This is a genomic window from Pseudomonas sp. ICBG1301, from assembly GCF_016918385.1.
Classification (GTDB): domain Bacteria; phylum Pseudomonadota; class Gammaproteobacteria; order Pseudomonadales; family Pseudomonadaceae; genus Aquipseudomonas; species Aquipseudomonas palleroniana.
The window spans coordinates 45,076-61,294 of record NZ_JAEKGB010000002.1 but is presented as its reverse complement, the minus strand read 5'-3'; the positions used below and the strand labels follow the sequence as shown (position 1 = coordinate 61,294).

Sequence of the window (16,219 nt, the reverse complement as noted above, 5' to 3'; positions counted from 1 at the left end):
CAGCTTTTGGCCGCCGACATGACAGTCCTAGAAACTCGATGCAGACTTGACTACCGATTCGATTCGCTCACGCCCTGCACTCGTCAAACGCTTCACACCAAAGGTCTTGGCAATCTCCAACGGTTGGTCGCCCCCTGAAATCAACGAGGCCACGAGCAACAACTCCTCAGCTGCGATTTCTTCGACAGAACGAGCATCGTCGAGCCCGCCCGGCGTACGGTAGAGGTTCCAATTCAAAACATCGTTTGCAGAGTGCCAGACGAATTGCCCATCCACCGGATCACTTTTCAGATGGTGATATCGTTCGGTCAACTCAAGAACGCGCTCTCGAATCAAACGACCTGACCGTTGGAATCCGTGTGCCCTAGCGATCCGTTGCACAAGCAACGAATCCAGTATCGGTGCCTCATGCGACAATACATGGGAGATCAGTTCAATTAAAATCGGGTCGTACTCTTCGGTGTAAAAAGCGTCCGCACGAATTTTGTCGTTTACGCTAGTGAAGTCCGTGACACGATATTCACCCTTTACCACAGGAGTGGATGGAGCCGAAGTTGCTCTCGCGAATTTTAGTTCCGGCAACTCAGCAGCCGTTACTTCATTTTCAACGACTTCCACAACACCCTCCTCTTGATCTTGGGCGCGCGGCGATTGGTCGTCCGCAACCACCACAACTGGGCGAACAAGTGACTGCTGCTCATCAGAGGCAACAGGCTCGGGTTTAGCTCGAGACTCAGTCAACAACGCTTCGAGAGCAGCATGTAGCCGGTCCAGCGCTCCAGACTTATCTATCCACCAGTCCGTGGACCACAAACGAACTAGATTCCAGCCCAAACCTTTCAAAATTGCGCCTCGGACCTTGTCTCGATCTCGTGCCGTCGCTGCACTATGGTAAGTCGCACCATCACATTCGACACCAGCCAAGTAGTCACCGGGCCGGTCCGGATGCACGATACCTAGATCTAGCCGGAAACGGGATACACCAATCTGCGGAACCACTTGCCAGCCCTTGCGCCTCAAACCCTGAGCAACGGCCTCTTCAAATGGTGAATCGTATCCGCCTACCGAGCCCTGAATAGCCTCGGCCAAGGCTCTCGGCCCTCGCTGAGCAAACTCAATGAAGTGCTTGAGATCACGCACGGCTCTTGCATTGGTACGATTCAAGTCGATCATCGACGCGTCGAAAGACGAAAACACCAGCATTTCCCGGCGGGCACGCGTGATCGCGACGTTCAATCGACGCCAGCCCCCCTCTTTGTTCAGCGGACCAAAATTCATCGACATAACTTGGGCGCCTGGCTCCGTCGGCCCGTATCCAATACCTAGAATGATCAAATCACGCTCGTCACCCTGTACGGTTTCCAGGTTTTTAACAACCACCGGCTCAGGCAGATTATCTTGGAAAAACGGCTCGATTTGCGGGAACTGTTGTCGCGCTTTATCCAGCAGATCGGTGATCAACCTTTGCTGGTCAGTGTTCAGTGTGATGATTCCAATCGTATGACCCACTGCGATAAAGGCCGGGTCCATCAAGCGCTTGACCGTTTCGGTGACTATTGCCTCCGCCTCTACTTGATTATGACGGCCCTTGCCCTTCGCATAAATCCCGTCAACACGCCGCCACTCAACGGTGCTCGTACGTGTTTGCGCAGCAGGAAAGGTGATCAAGTTGCTGTCGTAATAACGATGATTGGAAAACGCGATCAAACTCTCGTGACGGCTACGGTAGTGCCAACTGAGACTGTGACTTGGAATACCGGCCCCCAGACATTCGTCGAGAATGCTTTCCATATCTTCCGCCGTGTCATCTTCAGAAGCAGATGCTGCACGATTGAAGAAATTGGTCGGCGGCATTTGCCGAGGGTCGCCCGCAATCACCACCTGCTTGCCTCTGGCAATCGAGCCAATAGCATCCCACGGTGCTATCTGTGACGCTTCATCGAAGATCACGAGATCAAAAAGCTGGAGGTCCGCTGGCAGGTACTGAGCAATCGACAACGGACTCATCAACATGCAAGGCGCAAGTTTAGGTAATGCATCACCCATCTCAACAGCCAGTTGACGCACTGGTTTGTGGCGCCGAGACTTCTGTAGCTCATGCTTCAAAACGCCAAAACCACCTTGTTTGCCGATTTCATTTTTCGATGGAATCAGGCCACAGAGTTTCGCGCGAATGTAACGCACAGTGAGCTTGGATAAATCTTCATCCAAGCGAACAAACGCCTCGATATCGCTGGCATGCTCCGCCGGTACGAAGTTGCGCAACACCGGCTCTGCGTCGATGGCCCCAGTTGCAAACCAGCGCGCATAGGCAGTTTCGAACGCAGCCAAGGTGCCACCTTCAGGTAAGGCATTTTCAGCCAGCGCATCGCTCAGGGGTTGTAATCCCATGGCCAGCGCTTCATCTCTGACGCGACACCAGTCACACCAAGCCTTGAGCTTCGAGGATTGGCGAGTGATCGCATTAGAAGCGTCAAACAATGCTTCAATTGACAGCCCTGCCTCGTAGGGTCGATTACAAAGCTCATAGAACCGCTGGGTAGCCTGACTATAGTCCGCAAGAGCATCTTTCAGCGCATGCAGCGCCGCGGAAATGAAACCACCCGCCCCCAACAGCTCATTAGCTTTTACAACTAGTTTCTCAGTAGCCTCGCGCAGGGAAATCAGATGTTCTGGCGATTGTGCGTTCGCACTAATGGTTGCCCTTAGGCGTTCACCCAGCTCGCAGGCGACGATCATGGCCGCACCATCACTGGCTAAACCACTCCACCCAGGAACTGCCGTCAAATCTGAAGACGCTCCATCCAATGTGGTGAGCAAGGTCTGCATTTCGCTGAGTTTGAGCAAGTCTGACTCAACATCAGGCACCCCAACCGCACCACCTGCACTGGCTAGATGTTTGGCTACCCTCTTCTTGCCTAGAGTAGCGAGGAACCAGAACTTTTCCTTGGCCAGACGCCATTCGTCCTTGAGCGCAACAAGGTCGAGTGTGCGGCACGCGCCTTCCGTATAACGAACAGAAAGCGAACTTTCGATCGTTCGATAATCAGCCAGAACTTGTGCCGCTTTTTTAGCCGAATTGATCTTGGCGCTGACATTCAGCGTAAAGACAAATGAGAGGTCAATACCATGGGCATCAGCCAATAAGGTGACGAACTGTGCAAGCTGCTCGAAATCCTCACTACTCTCTACAGCAAGCGGCAGGCTCGTTGATTTGAGAAGATTGGCACCGGCGTCCTTTAATCGCTCAATTTTTCCTGGCAGCTCCCTTGCTGCAGCGACAATCGCCTCTTGCCATCCGTTCGACCAGTCGGTGGGCGCCATCAATGCAAAATCGTTTGAAAGCTCACGTGCGGCCTGACTGTTCAAATCAAGACGTCGCGCAAGGTCTTTCATCACCAGGTACGTTTGGGCGTCGTGAACTGTTCCGACCGGCCAAACCAGACGCGGCAACGATTCGCTCCAATCCCGCACTACTCGTCCAATAGCTTGGTGTACCGACAAACCGCTGGGTGAGCGCTGATGAAGTAACTCGACAACTTGGTTTAACCGATTTCGTAGTTTATGTAGTTTCGCCGCCTCAGCGTTCCATTCTTCCGCGCTCAGTGCGTCACGAACGTCCCATGCACGTTCAAGCTGCTTGAGCACTTCAACCTTGGACGTTTTGCTGGAATGAAGCTCGAGACAAAACTCGCCCAACCCCTTCTCTTCAAGCCGTCGATACACAACGTCCAGCGCGGCCATCTTTTCAGCAACGAACAACACTCTGCGCCCAAGCGCGAGATTGTGCGCAATCATGTTGGCAATGGTTTGGGATTTACCGGTGCCCGGCGGACCGTCAAGCACAAAGTCGCAACCACTGGACGACGCGACCACAGCAGCCAGTTGAGACGAGTCCGCTGGCAACGGCGTGAACAGATTGGCTTGATTGACCTTGCGGTCCAACTCGTGAGGTTGCGGAAACTCACCGGAGATTCCGTAGCCTTCACCACCAATGCTTCGCTCCAGCAAATGCTTGACCATCGCACTTTTCAGCAACTGGTCTGAACGAGCAGCCAAATCTTGCCACATAAGGTACTTGGCAAATGAAAACGTCCCGAGCACCAGTTCTGTAGTTACCTCGAACCCGGGCACATCTCTAACAGCGCGTCTCACGATGTTCCAGATGCCAGCCACATCGATGCCGCTGTCATCTGTTGGAAGCTCGCCGTCCAACCCAGGAATGACCAACTCGAAATCATGCCGAAGCAACTCTAGTAACGTTAAGTTGAAACGCGGCTCATCTTCCAACAACGTCATTGTCACGCCCGACAAAGCACTTTTGCGGTCAAGCTTTACCGGCAGCAAAATCAACGGTGCTGAATAGGTCTTCTGATCATCTGCCGATTTTTTCCATTTCAGGAAGCCCAAAGCGAGGAACAAGGTATTCGCGCCACCCTCATCCAGATCGCTACGCGCCTTGCGATACAAATCGATCATGGCAACTTCAAGCTTGGATTTCTCAAGTGTCGCGAGCACCTCGCCTCTAGCGAGTGCAGCCTTTGCATACTCGTCAAGCAGGCTTTCACGATTCTGTTGCTCATACAGTGCAGCATCTCTACCACCAGCCTCAAGGTCCGGCACCGAGACGATTCGAATACGTTTACCGTTGGATAATTGGTCTTCCAGCTCTGCTGGGTCAGAACAAATTAGCCGTACACCCTTGGCACTGTCCGGCAAATGCAGGAGCCGGTTGCGGGTAGTCAAATCCAAAAGTTTACGTTGCCATAGCGTGAGCTTGCCTGCGGGTGAATCCGAATCGACAGACACTTCAACGTCAAATGGCGGCAATGACGGGGCAATCTCCAAGCCTTCTGCCACAGACGTCGCATCTTGGTCGGCATCCGTTTTAGCGGCAGCTACTGAAGTAGCTAAAGGTCGGATACGCTGCATACGTGCGCGATGGAGATCAATAGCCATGATGAAATCTTCATCATTGATTTGTCGCTCAGCAGCACTGATTGCCTGAGTGAAACTCGGCACCGGAAACTGAGTGGCTAGCGTAGTTTCAAAGACAAGCGCCTCTTTTAGGTCAATGCGTTTGCGCACCGCAGCCGCTTCATCAGTAATTAGTTGGGAGAATTCTTGCGGTTGAAGCCAGACCCCGACGAAAGCGTGACCTTTGGTCAGAATCAGCAATGCATTGAGGCCAGCCTGTTCCAGCGCCGCAGCGAATAGAAGCGCAGTGTCCAGACAGGTAGCTACGCGTCCGTCCAGAATGAGTCCCGGTGACCGAACCTTTTGCCCACGTGTTTCAAAACTTGCAGGCGGAAGCGCATAACTCAGTCTGAGGCCGCAAACTGCCGACCAAATAGCGGAAGCCAGCTCCCATGTTCGGGCTCGGGACTTGCGTTCGTACCCATCAATACCATCCGGTTTGCCAGCACGACGCAGTACGTCCGATGCCGATTTGAGTATCCGGTCAACCGCGGGGTCATTTGGCATCGCGAACGCGGGCAGCAGCTCGGGCATTGAACTCACACCCCCCCACTCATTTTTCGCAAGAAGCTCAACAGAAAAGGTCTGGCTAACCAGGACCTCGTCTATACAGCGAAGTCGCAAAACAAGCGTTGCAGATAGGCTCTCAGCAAGATCGGCCAAATAACCAGCATTCAATATTAGATTGCGATCTGAAATATGTAGGGTTGAATCTTTCCCGAGACGATCAAGACGCCAAATCTTGCCTTCCAGGAAAGGTGGATCAGCCACCAGCTCCAACTCAAGATCGTTGTAATCCACCTCACCATCGTTATGTACCACCAGTTCGCGTAGAACCGGGACAGCATTTTGGTGAGAAGCAAAGCCAATCTTGTTGGCGATCACTCCCTCGATCTTGATGGTCATGAACCATTTCTCCTTGGTAAACGGGGTATTGCAGTACATACAAAAAGAGTGGGCATACTCACCGACGTGCAGGCTTTTTGAAACAGCTTTTTTCACCGGAAGCCGATGAAACGACGAGGCGTTTGTATTTTTCGTCTTCACGCGTGAAAACCGACTACCGACCGACCTAATTGACTCCAATCATCGCTCATGCTCTCCTACACATCTTGTTTCGGGTGCCCTGCAAAGGGTGAAACGGGAAACCGGTGAGCCATCTATGGCAAGTCCGGTGCTGCCCCCGCAACGGTAAGCGAGCGAAGTGTCACAGCCACTGTGCGAATGCATGGGAAGGCGATGCTTTCAGGCCTCTCTAGAGTGCCCCTCGCGAGCCCGGAGACCGGCCCGAAAAATCAGATAACAAACCCGCGGTGGGCGGGCGCTGTTCGGAACTCTGCGGGCCTGGCTCGCGGGGTTTGCATGCGCTCGTATCACCCTGAAACCGAAGAAAAGGGACGCGCCATGTCGATCATCAGCAGCACTTCGCCCGCCACCAGCGGCACTTCTACCTTAAGCCAACGCCTGACGGCCGCCATCGGTGCGTCGATCCTGGGCGCGTGTCTGGTTTACTTCGCCGGTTTCTCGCATATCGAGGCGGTGCATAACGCCGCTCACGATACCCGCCACAGCGCCGCGTTCCCGTGCCACTGAGACCCGTCGACATGATCAAGCGTATTGCGCAAACCGCAGGTTTCACCGGCTTGCTGGCCGCCTTGCTGCTGACCTTGCTGCAAAGCTTCTGGGTCGACCCGCTGATTCTGCAGGCGGAGACCTTTGAAAAGGCCCCGGCGACTGCCGAAGTCGCCCATGAACATGCCGCAGGCGCCGCCGCCCACACCCACGATGCCGAGGCCTGGGAGCCTGAAGACGGTTGGCAGCGTGTGCTGTCTACCACCGGGGGCAACCTGGTGGTCGCCGTCGGTTTCGCGCTGATGCTGGCCGGTCTCTACACCTTGCGTGCGCCCACCCGTACGGCGCAGGGCCTGCTGTGGGGCCTGGCCGGTTACGCGACGTTCGTACTGGCCCCGACCCTGGGCTTGCCACCCGAGTTGCCGGGCACCGCCGCGGCGGACCTGGCCCAGCGCCAGATCTGGTGGATCGGCACGGCCGCCTCCACCGCCGCCGGTATCGCGCTGCTGGTATTTGGCCGCAGTTGGCTGCTTAAAGTGTTGGGCGTGGCGATCCTGGCCGTGCCCCATATCATCGGTGCGCCGCAACCGGCAGTGCATTCGATGCTGGCCCCGGAGGCCCTGGAAGCGCAGTTCAAGATTGCCTCGCAATTGACTAACGTGCTGTTCTGGCTGGCCCTGGGCTTGATCAGCGCCTGGTTGTTCCGGCGCAATCGCGACGACCACTACTCGGCATGACCTTAGTGGTCGGCCTCGGTTGCCAGCGGGGCTGTGAGGTTCACGCCCTGCTGGCGCTGTTTGACGCCGCCCTGACCGATGGCGGTATCGAGCGCCAGCAGGTAACGGCACTGGCGAGTATCGATCACAAACAGCATGAACCGGGATTGCTCGCACTGGCCGAACAGTTGGGGTTGCCCTTACGCTGTTTCAGTGCGCAACACCTGGCGACGTTTGAACACCGTCTGAGCCATAAATCCGCGATTGCCTTTGCCCATACCGGCTGTTACGGCGTTGCCGAAAGCGCCGCCCTGGCCCTGGCCGAGCAACTCGTCAACGCCCCTGCCCGCTTGTTGATCAGCCGCCGAAAATCCCCCCAGGCCACCTTTGCATTGGCGTGCGCCGGCTGAAATCCCGATAATTGCCCTCCTCGATCATGAACAATCTTCATGCTCGCCCGTTTTTCAACAGGAACTCCCCATGACCGTCTACTTCATCGGCGCAGGCCCCGGCGACCCGGAACTGATCACCGTCAAAGGCCAGCGGCTGATCCGCAGTTGCCCGGTGATTATCTATGCGGGCTCGCTGGTGCCGGCGGCGGTATTGGAAGGTCATCAGGCGCAAACGCTGGTCAATAGCGCCGAATTGCACCTGGAGCAGATCATCGAGCTGATCAAGACCGCCCACGCCAACGGCCAGGATGTGGCGCGGGTACACTCGGGCGACCCCAGCCTGTATGGGGCGATTGGCGAGCAGATCCGGCACTTGCGCGAGTTGGGCATCCCTTTCCAGATCATTCCCGGGGTGACCGCTGTGGCGGCGTGTGCAGCCCTGCTGGAAACCGAGCTGACCCTGCCGGATATCGCCCAGAGCGTGATCCTGACGCGTTACGCCGATAAAACCAGCATGCCGGCCGGGGAAGACTTCGACAGCCTGGCCCGCCATGGCACCACCCTGGCGATTCACCTGGGGGTCAATCATCTGCAGAAGATCGTCGCCCAGTTGCTGCCGCACTATGGCGCGGATTGCCCGATTGCCGTGGTGCACCGGGCCACCTGGCCGGATCAGGATTGGGTGGTGGGTACGTTGGCGGACATCGCCGAGCAGGTTGCGCTCAAGGGCTTCCGGCGTACGGCACTGATTGTGGTGGGCCGGGTGCTGGCCAATGACGGTTTCAGCGAGTCTTCGCTGTACCGCGCAGGTCACGCCCACCTTTATCGCCCCTGAATGCACGGCAGACAAAAATGTGGGAGCGGGCTTGCTCGCGAATGCGCAATGTCAGTCAGCGCCTTGGTGACTGATACGCCGCAATCGCGAGCAAGCCCGCTCCCACAGTTGATCTGATTTGTTAGATAGTTCTCGTAATTATCTGAATTTCAAGCATAAAAAACGGCGCTCACGGGGCGCCGTTTTTTTGTTCGCAGTGAACACCGTACTCAGTAGTAGGCGTTTTCTTTCTGCGTGTGGTCGGTCACATCGCGTACACCTTTAAGCTCCGGGATACGTTCGAGCAGCGTACGCTCGATCCCTTCACGCAAGGTCACGTCCGCCTGGCCGCAGCCCTGGCAGCCGCCGCCGAACTTGAGTACGGCGATACCGTCATCCACCACGTCGATCAGGCTCACCTGGCCGCCGTGGCTGGCCAGCCCCGGGTTGATCTCGGTTTGCAGGTAGTAGTTGATACGCTCATTGACCGGGCTGTCGGCGTTGATGTTCGGCACCTTGGCGTTGGGCGCCTTGATGGTCAACTGGCCGCCCATGCGGTCGGTGGCGTAGTCGACCACGGCGTCGTCCAGGAAGGCTTCGCTGAAGGCATCGATGTACGCGGTGAAGCTTTTCAGCCCCAGGGCGGTGTCTTCCGGCTTCTCTTCGCCAGGCTTGCAGTAGGCGATGCAAGTTTCGGCGTACTGGGTGCCGGGCTGGGTGATAAAGACGCGGATGCCGATACCCGGGGTGTTCTGCTTGGACAGCAGGTCAGCCAGGTAATCGTGGGCGGCGTCGGTAATGGTTATGGCAGTCATGGAAACTCCTCACAGGCTTGCCGCCAGTTTACGCCAATCATCGAGGCGGTACAAAGTCCTAGTATTTTTGTCGGAAAAGTCACCGACATACCGGCAGGTATCTATATAGGTCCCGGCCCGGCAGCGCCTGCCTAACATCGGGTTTTACCGACTCGGCCGAGACCCGCCATGGACCCACTATCGTCATCGATTTTTTGCAGAGAACGCCCCGCCCAACTCGACACCCTGTACCACTTGATCGATGCAGTCACCCCGCTGGCCAGCCCCGCCTCCAGCGCAGCGGCTGCCCGCCTCTATTACCGCCCGCTCCCCGGTTCCGAACTCGGCCGACAATGCCAGGCCGCGTTCACCACGCTGCAAAAGCTGGAGGCCGACGAGGACTTTGTCGAATACCTACACAACCGGCAACCCTCCCAGACGCCCTACACCGACACGCTGCTGGACTCCCTCACCGCCCTCGTCAACACCCCCAGGCAGCCGAAACCTGCCATCCCGGAGGTTTTCACGCTGTGCAATCAACCCGTGGTACTGCGCGATATCCCCACCTACTGGACGATGGATGCCGAGGTGCTATTGGCCATCCTCCATCGCGTCGGCGACGGGCTCAAGAGTAACGGCTCGGTACGCTTCGATCTCGCGCTCAAATATTACGGCCTGGTCCCTCACAGCCCGGCCACGCCCGCGCAATGGAACAGGCTGCTCGACACGCTACGCGAATGCTGCGCGCTGCTCGCGCTGGGGCATGCCGATCACAATAACGACCTGGAGCCGCTACTGGGCGACGCCGGCGATGCAATCATCGTCGGCGTGACGCGTGCGCTGGAAGAGGAACACGGCAAATCGCTGTTCAGCCACATCCTTCCCGACACGTTTTTTACCCCGCAGCAAAAGCTGGCCCGCAGCCAGCCGACGGCACTGTTAAGCGAACACCTGCATCAACCCCACAGCCTCGAAGTCGGCCGGCGGATCGTCAGCGCACTCGACTGGTTCGGCGCAGACCCGACGCAGGACTGCCCCCGGGCAGTGCTGGTCAAACTCGTCTGGCGCGCCCTATGGCTGAGCATCAAGCCCCAGGACGCCGCCCAGTACGACAACGAACTCAACCGGTTGATCGAACCGTGCGCCCGCTACGCGCAAATCCGCGAGTCCCTGCTGCACGACTACCAGCGTGAGTTGGGCGTCGACGCCCATGGCGCGGCGCTGGTGCTGTGCGTCGCCAAGGCGCACATCGCCAGCGAGGTATGGGTCGACGACATTCCCGATGAGCTGTCCTACGGCACCACCAGTGCCTGGGTGCATTTCAAAAGTGGCTTTCTGCTCGCCGAATGCCTGGCACCCGGCGCGGCGCGGGGTTTCACCTTCGATGAGTTGCACAACCTTTCAGCCGAGTACTTCCGGGCCTGCGAGGGCGATACCGGGCGACAGGCACTGGTGACCCTGGCCAGATTGCCACCGACCCTGCACTGGGCGCAGGCCAACGGTTTGCTGCCCGTGCAAAAGCAGCGCTATACCCCCGAGCAAGTGACCCAGGCGGTTGCGGCACTGGAGCGCCACGAGCGCGAGGTGATCGAGGCGGTCAAGCAGCTTGTACTCCGGCCACCGGGACGCGCGCAGTTCAGCAGCGACCAAGCCCATGACACGGCGTTCTATGCCTATTTGCGAACCCCGAAAGCCGCCTATAAAAAACTGATCAAGACACTGCTCGCGCAAATCCCGCCGGCGGTCGGCGATATCGAGCGCGATGAAGTCCGCGTCTATGCATTGCGCGAGCCGCTGCGCGACGTCGAAGCCACCTTCGAGACCCCGCGCCGGACCGCCGCCGTACGTGGCCGCACGGGTTTCATCCTGCGCCTGGGCAACCCGCGTCTGGCGAACGCGGCGTGTTACATCGAAGTGTTTCCCGCCCTTGGCGTGATTCGTGTGCGCGACGACATCCGCAGCCTGCTGATCGGTGGCGTGGTCAAGACCCAATCGATTGGCGGCGCCACCCGCCCCGGCAAGGGCAGTTTTCGCTGCGGCACCTTGCTGGCATTCGACTGGCCGGCCTACCGCAACGGCGCAACGCCCAGGCCCGGCCAGCAGCATACGCTGATCGCCGACCCCGTTGGCGAGGTGCTGGCACCGCTCGATCTACCCGTCAGTCAGGCGTCCCGCGCCACCAACCACCTCTATGGCGCACGCGCTGAAGCGCTGGCGCACATGATTGCCGAGCAACACTTTTACTGCGACGAAGTCGCGTTGTTGGATACCACCCGTGAAGCCACCAAGGTACTGGACCTCGGCGAATACCTCGGCGAGCGCATGGCGTTCTGGGGCAAAGTCCTGGTGCCGTTCTGGGGCCCCATCGAAGACCTCAATTCCAGCGACCCGGAACGCGTGGCCCTCGGCGGCTTGAGTTTTTTTGCCGATATCGTTGGGTTTGCCCTGCCCCTGGGCAAATACGTGGCCGGCAGTGCCAGGGTGATCGTGCAATCGGGCCGAGCCGGGATCCGCCTGGCGCTGCCCGCGCTCAAGACCCTGACGCGGCAGTTGATCATCCAGGTGTTGCAGGAACTCAACCCACTCAGCGCCCTCCCGACCCTTTTGCGCATGGGCCATTATTACTCGCTCAAATTGCTCTACAAGACCTTGAACACGTTCGGCGAATGGGCGGACGAAATGATTCCGGCCAGCCGTTTGATCCCGGTAAACCCCACAGGCTGGACGCCACGGCAACCCGGCGACCGACTGTTCGTGGTAGCCGGCACGCCCAATGTGCCGCTGCGCAATGTCGGCAGCACTGCGCAGCCGGACTGGCGCTTGATTGACGCAGCCTCGGACAGCGTTTTCGGCCCACGCTTTCGCGAACCGGTCACGGTCATGAGCAACAGTGACCCGCACATCAGCCGCTATGCGGTGTCGGCCCACTGGATCAGCGGGCTCAAGCCGGATTCCCGGGGGATTTTCCACCGACGCGAGTATGGTCAGGCGTTTGTCTGCAACATCGATGAGCGCGGCGAGATCGCCATCTATCAGATCCGCGAGCATTCCTACGGCTACATTAAGGAAATCGCCGAAGGGACCGGCAACAGCTTTACCGTCGCATTGATCAACCCGAAAACCAATCAAGACCTTGGCATCAGGCTGTCGTCGGTCGAGCCTGGGCATTGGTTTTCAAGCCAGACACGGCTCACGGGCGGCGCGCCGGATGGCCTGAACGTGATAACAGCGCCGACCTTGCAAAAGTGGTCGACCTTTTCCGAGATGGCCCTGAAACTGGCGGCGGACGCCTTCATCAAAAAGCACAAACTCGATCCCGCAGCGTTTCACCAGTTTGTGCATATGCGCGGCGAACTGCGCGGTCGCGGCCAGGCAATGCTCGATCAAGCCACCCACGCACGGGTGCCCGTGGCCTTGAAAAACCTGCAACGCTGGCGGCGCATGCCCCAGGCGATGCGGGTCAAGCGCACCCGCGAGGGCTATGCCCACGATCACAACCTCGACCCGCAGGCCTTTATCGACCACGTCAATATGGACGGCTCATTCACGCCACTTGGCAAAGTCCTGGAAAAACACAGCCTGCAGCAGTCGTTCAGCCCGCTGACCCGGCAAGACCTGGAGGATTGGCACCGCCTGCACGCCCAGACCCAGCCGCATCGTTCGATGGAACACTTCCTCGACCAGCGTAATCTGAACCCGGTGAAATGGCGGCAGTATGTCGAAGACAATGGCCAGTTGACCCAGGCCGGGCGCCTGGCGGTGTTTTTTGACCAGCCCCTGCCCAACACACCGCTGGCGCGCAAGCGCACAGTGCCGGTGCCGGCCGCCAGTCCCTCCAAGGATTCCACCACCCAGACGTCGCCGCGTGAACCCGACACTGAACAGCCTACCCTTGCCGCCAAGCGCAGCCGTACGCACTACGACGCCGATCGCCCCGATGGGCACCAGATCAACAACGCCGCGCCGATCCTGCAAGATCCCTACAACGTCAACCGCAGCCTGACGGCAGACCTGGAGGGCGCGGTGGAGCAGATCAGGATCACCAATGACTGCGGCCTGTTCGACGGGCTCAGGGAGCCCAAGCGCCAGCGGGTGATCGAGGCTGTGACGGAAGACATCCAGGATTGGATCACCAAGGAAGGCCGTCACCATGACCTGCTGAGCGAACTGTTCGAGGTAAAAAAACTCGACGACGGCCCGGAGCGCGGCTACTCGCTGGTGGCACGGCGCGATATCCAGCATTTTGATGTGTTGGGGCCGTACACCGGGCGCCTGCATCTGAACGATGCGTCGCTCAGCGCCGATATTCTTGAGCATGGCATGCAGCGGGTGTCCGACTATTTATTCCAGACCGCCACCGAGGGCGCGACGATCAGCGGGCATGGCAACAGCAATATGCTCAGCCTGATCAATACAGGCCAGATGCCCGGCGCGCCACGCGTGGGCAACGACAATGTGGCGGCCGTCTATGCCGGAAAATACATGGTCTTCCTGATCGCCAAGGACGACATTCGCGCCGGCAGTGAACTGCTGATGGACTATGGCCCCGCCTACTGGTCACGCCCATCCCCGTAGGGTCGACGATAGCGCGGGGACTCAGAGGTTTTCATAGCGGTTCATGTCCAGTACACCCTCTTCCACCGGTGTGGTTTCGTGGATGTATCGCGACAGATCGTGAAAGTACTGCCAAAACAGCGGATGACTGCGACGAATACCCCATCGATCAACGATCTGCTCAAAACCCTTGGCATCCTTGGCGTTCTCCATGGCCGCCACAAACTCAGGCACTTGCTGCGCCGGGATGTTGAAGATGAAGTTCGGATAGCTGGTCAGTACGCCGGGATAAATAGTCAGCGTATCCAGCCCGGGCTGGTAGCGATAGGCCTCACCCAGCAGGAACGCCACGTTACTGTGCGCTCGATTGCGCAGCATGCTGTAGACCTCGCGCTTGCCGCTGGCGGTCTCAATGCGCAGCAAGGTCGCTTCAGGCAATTGGTCGATGACCTTGAGCCCGGCCGCCGGGCGTGAGGTCAGGCGGCTGAGCGCCTGTTCGGCGTCCTGCAAGGCTGGCTCGATACCGTCACGCGAGCAAAACGCGCCGGTGCAGCGGTTGATCGGGTCCGGGCTGACGTTGAGGTCGCCGTAGCGGGCCAGCAACTGGTTGGCGAAGTCGCGTTTCGGGTCTTGCGCGTTGAGGTGCAGGCCGCTCGGCTTGTCGTCGTCAATCGCCTCATAGTCGAGCCACATCTTCAGTTTCCCGCTGTTCTGGTACCAGTCATCGAGAAAACCGTCGCGGCTGTCAGCCGGCATCAAGCGCAGGAAGTTCTGCTCGGCGCCGTTGCGGATCAAGTCGAAATACAAGCGCGTCTGGGCCTGGTGCGACACGTTGCCGAACACGTCGAAATTTACCGCCAGTTGGTAATAGGTGCGCTCCAGCAGCGGATAGTCGAACAACCACATCGTTTGCGGGACTTCGCCGATCAGGCCTTTGGTGACCGAGGCGCTGTCAAAGTGACGAAAGATCGTCAGCAACGCATTGTCGTTGCCGGCCCACAGGGTCGACCAACTGGGCGGCGCCACGTCTGCATAGCTGTCGCGGCGCAAGACTTCGTATTGGTTGCGCTTGTCGCGATAAGCCAGCCACAGGCCGAGCACACTGCCCACGTCATCGTTCTGCCCCGGCATCGCCAGCAACGGCGTGGCCTGGCCGCGATAACGGGCATCGGTGATGTACAGATCGTGATCCGGGTCCTGGAACAGGGTCCAGAAGTTATCGCGGATCACATCCGTGGCGATCTGCCCACGGCAGACCGGCCCACGAATGAACGTGCGCACAAAATATTCGGCGTTATCCAGCATGAACTGGTAACGCGCCTTGGCCGGGATCGCCTCGAACGTCTCGAACGGGTTGGCGCGACGCCCCGGGCCGTAGCCCGGCAAGGCATTCACTTGCCAGTTGCCGGCGTAGAACAGCGCCTTGATGCGGGCCATCTTCTCGGCGCTGAACGGGTAAGTGATGTGGGTTTTATGCACAATCACCCCCTGCACCGGCCACAGGCGGTAGTACACCTGGGTACCGGGGTCGTCGTTGGGGCGGCGCGTGGCGATCAGGTCGATGGGTTGGCCGCTGGGTGTGCGTGAACGGACCCATTGAAAGTAATGCCCAGGCTCGCCGTTCTCGAAATAGATATGTGCCAGGAACAAGTGCTCGTACAACCAGCGCGCCACCAGGCTCTCGCGGGCACCGGGCTGGTTGAACAGGTTCTCCCATTGCTGCACCTGCAAGGCTTCACGGGCACTGGGCGCCAGGCCCTGCTCATCGATCGGCGCACCGGAGGCGAGCCAGCGTTGCAGGGTCTGGTACTGCTGATCGGTGAGGCCGGTGACCGCCAGGGGCATGCCTTCCTTGGGATGCGCGCCGGCATAGGCGTTGAACTCGCCGGGCATTGCGCACATGTTGTCGCGGTTGAGGCCCAGCACGATGTCTTCAGGCAATTTGGCATTGGGTTGCAGCGGTGCGTTGTGGCCCAGTTCCAACATGCGTGCCATCAGCGCGGCCTGGCTGCCCTGGGCGTCCAGCACCGAATAGAAACCCTTTTGCTGCCACGCCTGCTTGCCGAACGCGTCATAGAACAAACGGGTGGTTGGCGTCGCCTGGCTGCGCTCGCCATCGTAAACCGGCGACTTGCTCGCACCGCGCGCCGCGCCCTCGGCACTGCCCAGGTTGAGTTGGCAGGCGGAGTCGTAGCAGGCGTGGCAGGCCACGCACTTCTCGGTAAAGATCGGCTGAATATCGCGGGTATAGGAGATCGCCGAAGCGGGACCTTGTGCCTGGGCATAGCCGGCGACCAACGCCAGGACGGCGCTGGTAATAAAACGAAATGGCATGTGCCCAGTCCCGAATCGAAGCGTACGCTGAAAAATTGCCGGTGATTCTACAGGGCCATCGCCCCT

At 58.7% G+C, this 16,219-nt stretch carries 8 protein-coding genes and 1 riboswitch; of the genes, 5 read left to right on the top strand and 3 right to left on the bottom strand.

The genetic code is table 11. From position 1 onward, the window contains the following. Positions 1-27 precede the first annotated feature (27 nt). A complete protein-coding gene (locus tag JBE38_RS04310; RefSeq protein ID WP_205343662.1) occupies positions 28-5,883 on the bottom strand; it encodes a DUF3320 domain-containing protein in 5,856 nt (1,951 codons plus the stop codon). 196 nt (positions 5,884-6,079) lie between these two features. Beyond that, positions 6,080-6,282, top strand: a riboswitch (cobalamin riboswitch). A gap of 99 nt (positions 6,283-6,381) precedes the next feature. On the opposite strand from JBE38_RS04310, the gene JBE38_RS04305 reads away from it, so the two are divergent. The 4 genes from JBE38_RS04305 to cobM all read left to right on the top strand — a co-directional run bounded on the left by JBE38_RS04305 (position 6,382) and on the right by cobM (position 8,492). After that, positions 6,382-6,570: a CbtB domain-containing protein gene (locus JBE38_RS04305; protein WP_060757117.1), complete on the top strand. Its 189-nt coding sequence runs from the start codon at positions 6,382-6,384 to the stop codon at positions 6,568-6,570. Positions 6,571-6,581: 11 nt separating this feature from the next. Continuing rightward, entirely contained in the window at positions 6,582-7,286 is a 705-nt protein-coding gene (locus JBE38_RS04300; RefSeq protein WP_205343661.1) for a CbtA family protein, read from the top strand. Then, positions 7,283-7,675, top strand: a complete 393-nt coding sequence (locus JBE38_RS04295) for a cobalamin biosynthesis protein (protein ID WP_205343660.1) — start codon at positions 7,283-7,285, stop codon at positions 7,673-7,675. The genes JBE38_RS04300 and JBE38_RS04295 overlap by 4 nt, the downstream gene beginning before the upstream one ends. A gap of 70 nt (positions 7,676-7,745) precedes the next feature. After that, complete coding sequence (cobM, locus tag JBE38_RS04290; protein WP_090371495.1) at positions 7,746-8,492, top strand: precorrin-4 C(11)-methyltransferase; 747 nt, start codon at positions 7,746-7,748, stop codon at positions 8,490-8,492. 209 nt (positions 8,493-8,701) lie between these two features. Here the strand turns inward: cobM and nfuA are convergent, their stop codons facing one another. Continuing rightward, on the bottom strand, positions 8,702-9,286 hold the full coding sequence (nfuA, locus tag JBE38_RS04285; RefSeq protein ID WP_060757121.1) for a Fe-S biogenesis protein NfuA: 585 nt from the start codon (positions 9,284-9,286) through the stop codon (positions 8,702-8,704). A 168-nt stretch (positions 9,287-9,454) separates the two neighbouring features. Here nfuA and JBE38_RS04280 point away from each other — a divergent pair, with 168 nt between their 5' ends. After that, positions 9,455-13,840 carry an SET domain-containing protein-lysine N-methyltransferase gene (locus JBE38_RS04280; RefSeq protein ID WP_205343659.1) on the top strand — a complete coding sequence of 1,462 codons (4,386 nt, stop codon included), beginning with the start codon at positions 9,455-9,457 and terminating at the stop codon, positions 13,838-13,840. Positions 13,841-13,861: 21 nt separating this feature from the next. Here JBE38_RS04280 and JBE38_RS04275 read toward each other — a convergent pair whose 3' ends face one another. Continuing rightward, positions 13,862-16,153: a fatty acid cis/trans isomerase gene (locus JBE38_RS04275; RefSeq protein WP_090371501.1), complete on the bottom strand. Its 2,292-nt coding sequence runs from the start codon at positions 16,151-16,153 to the stop codon at positions 13,862-13,864. Positions 16,154-16,219: the final 66 nt, after the last annotated feature.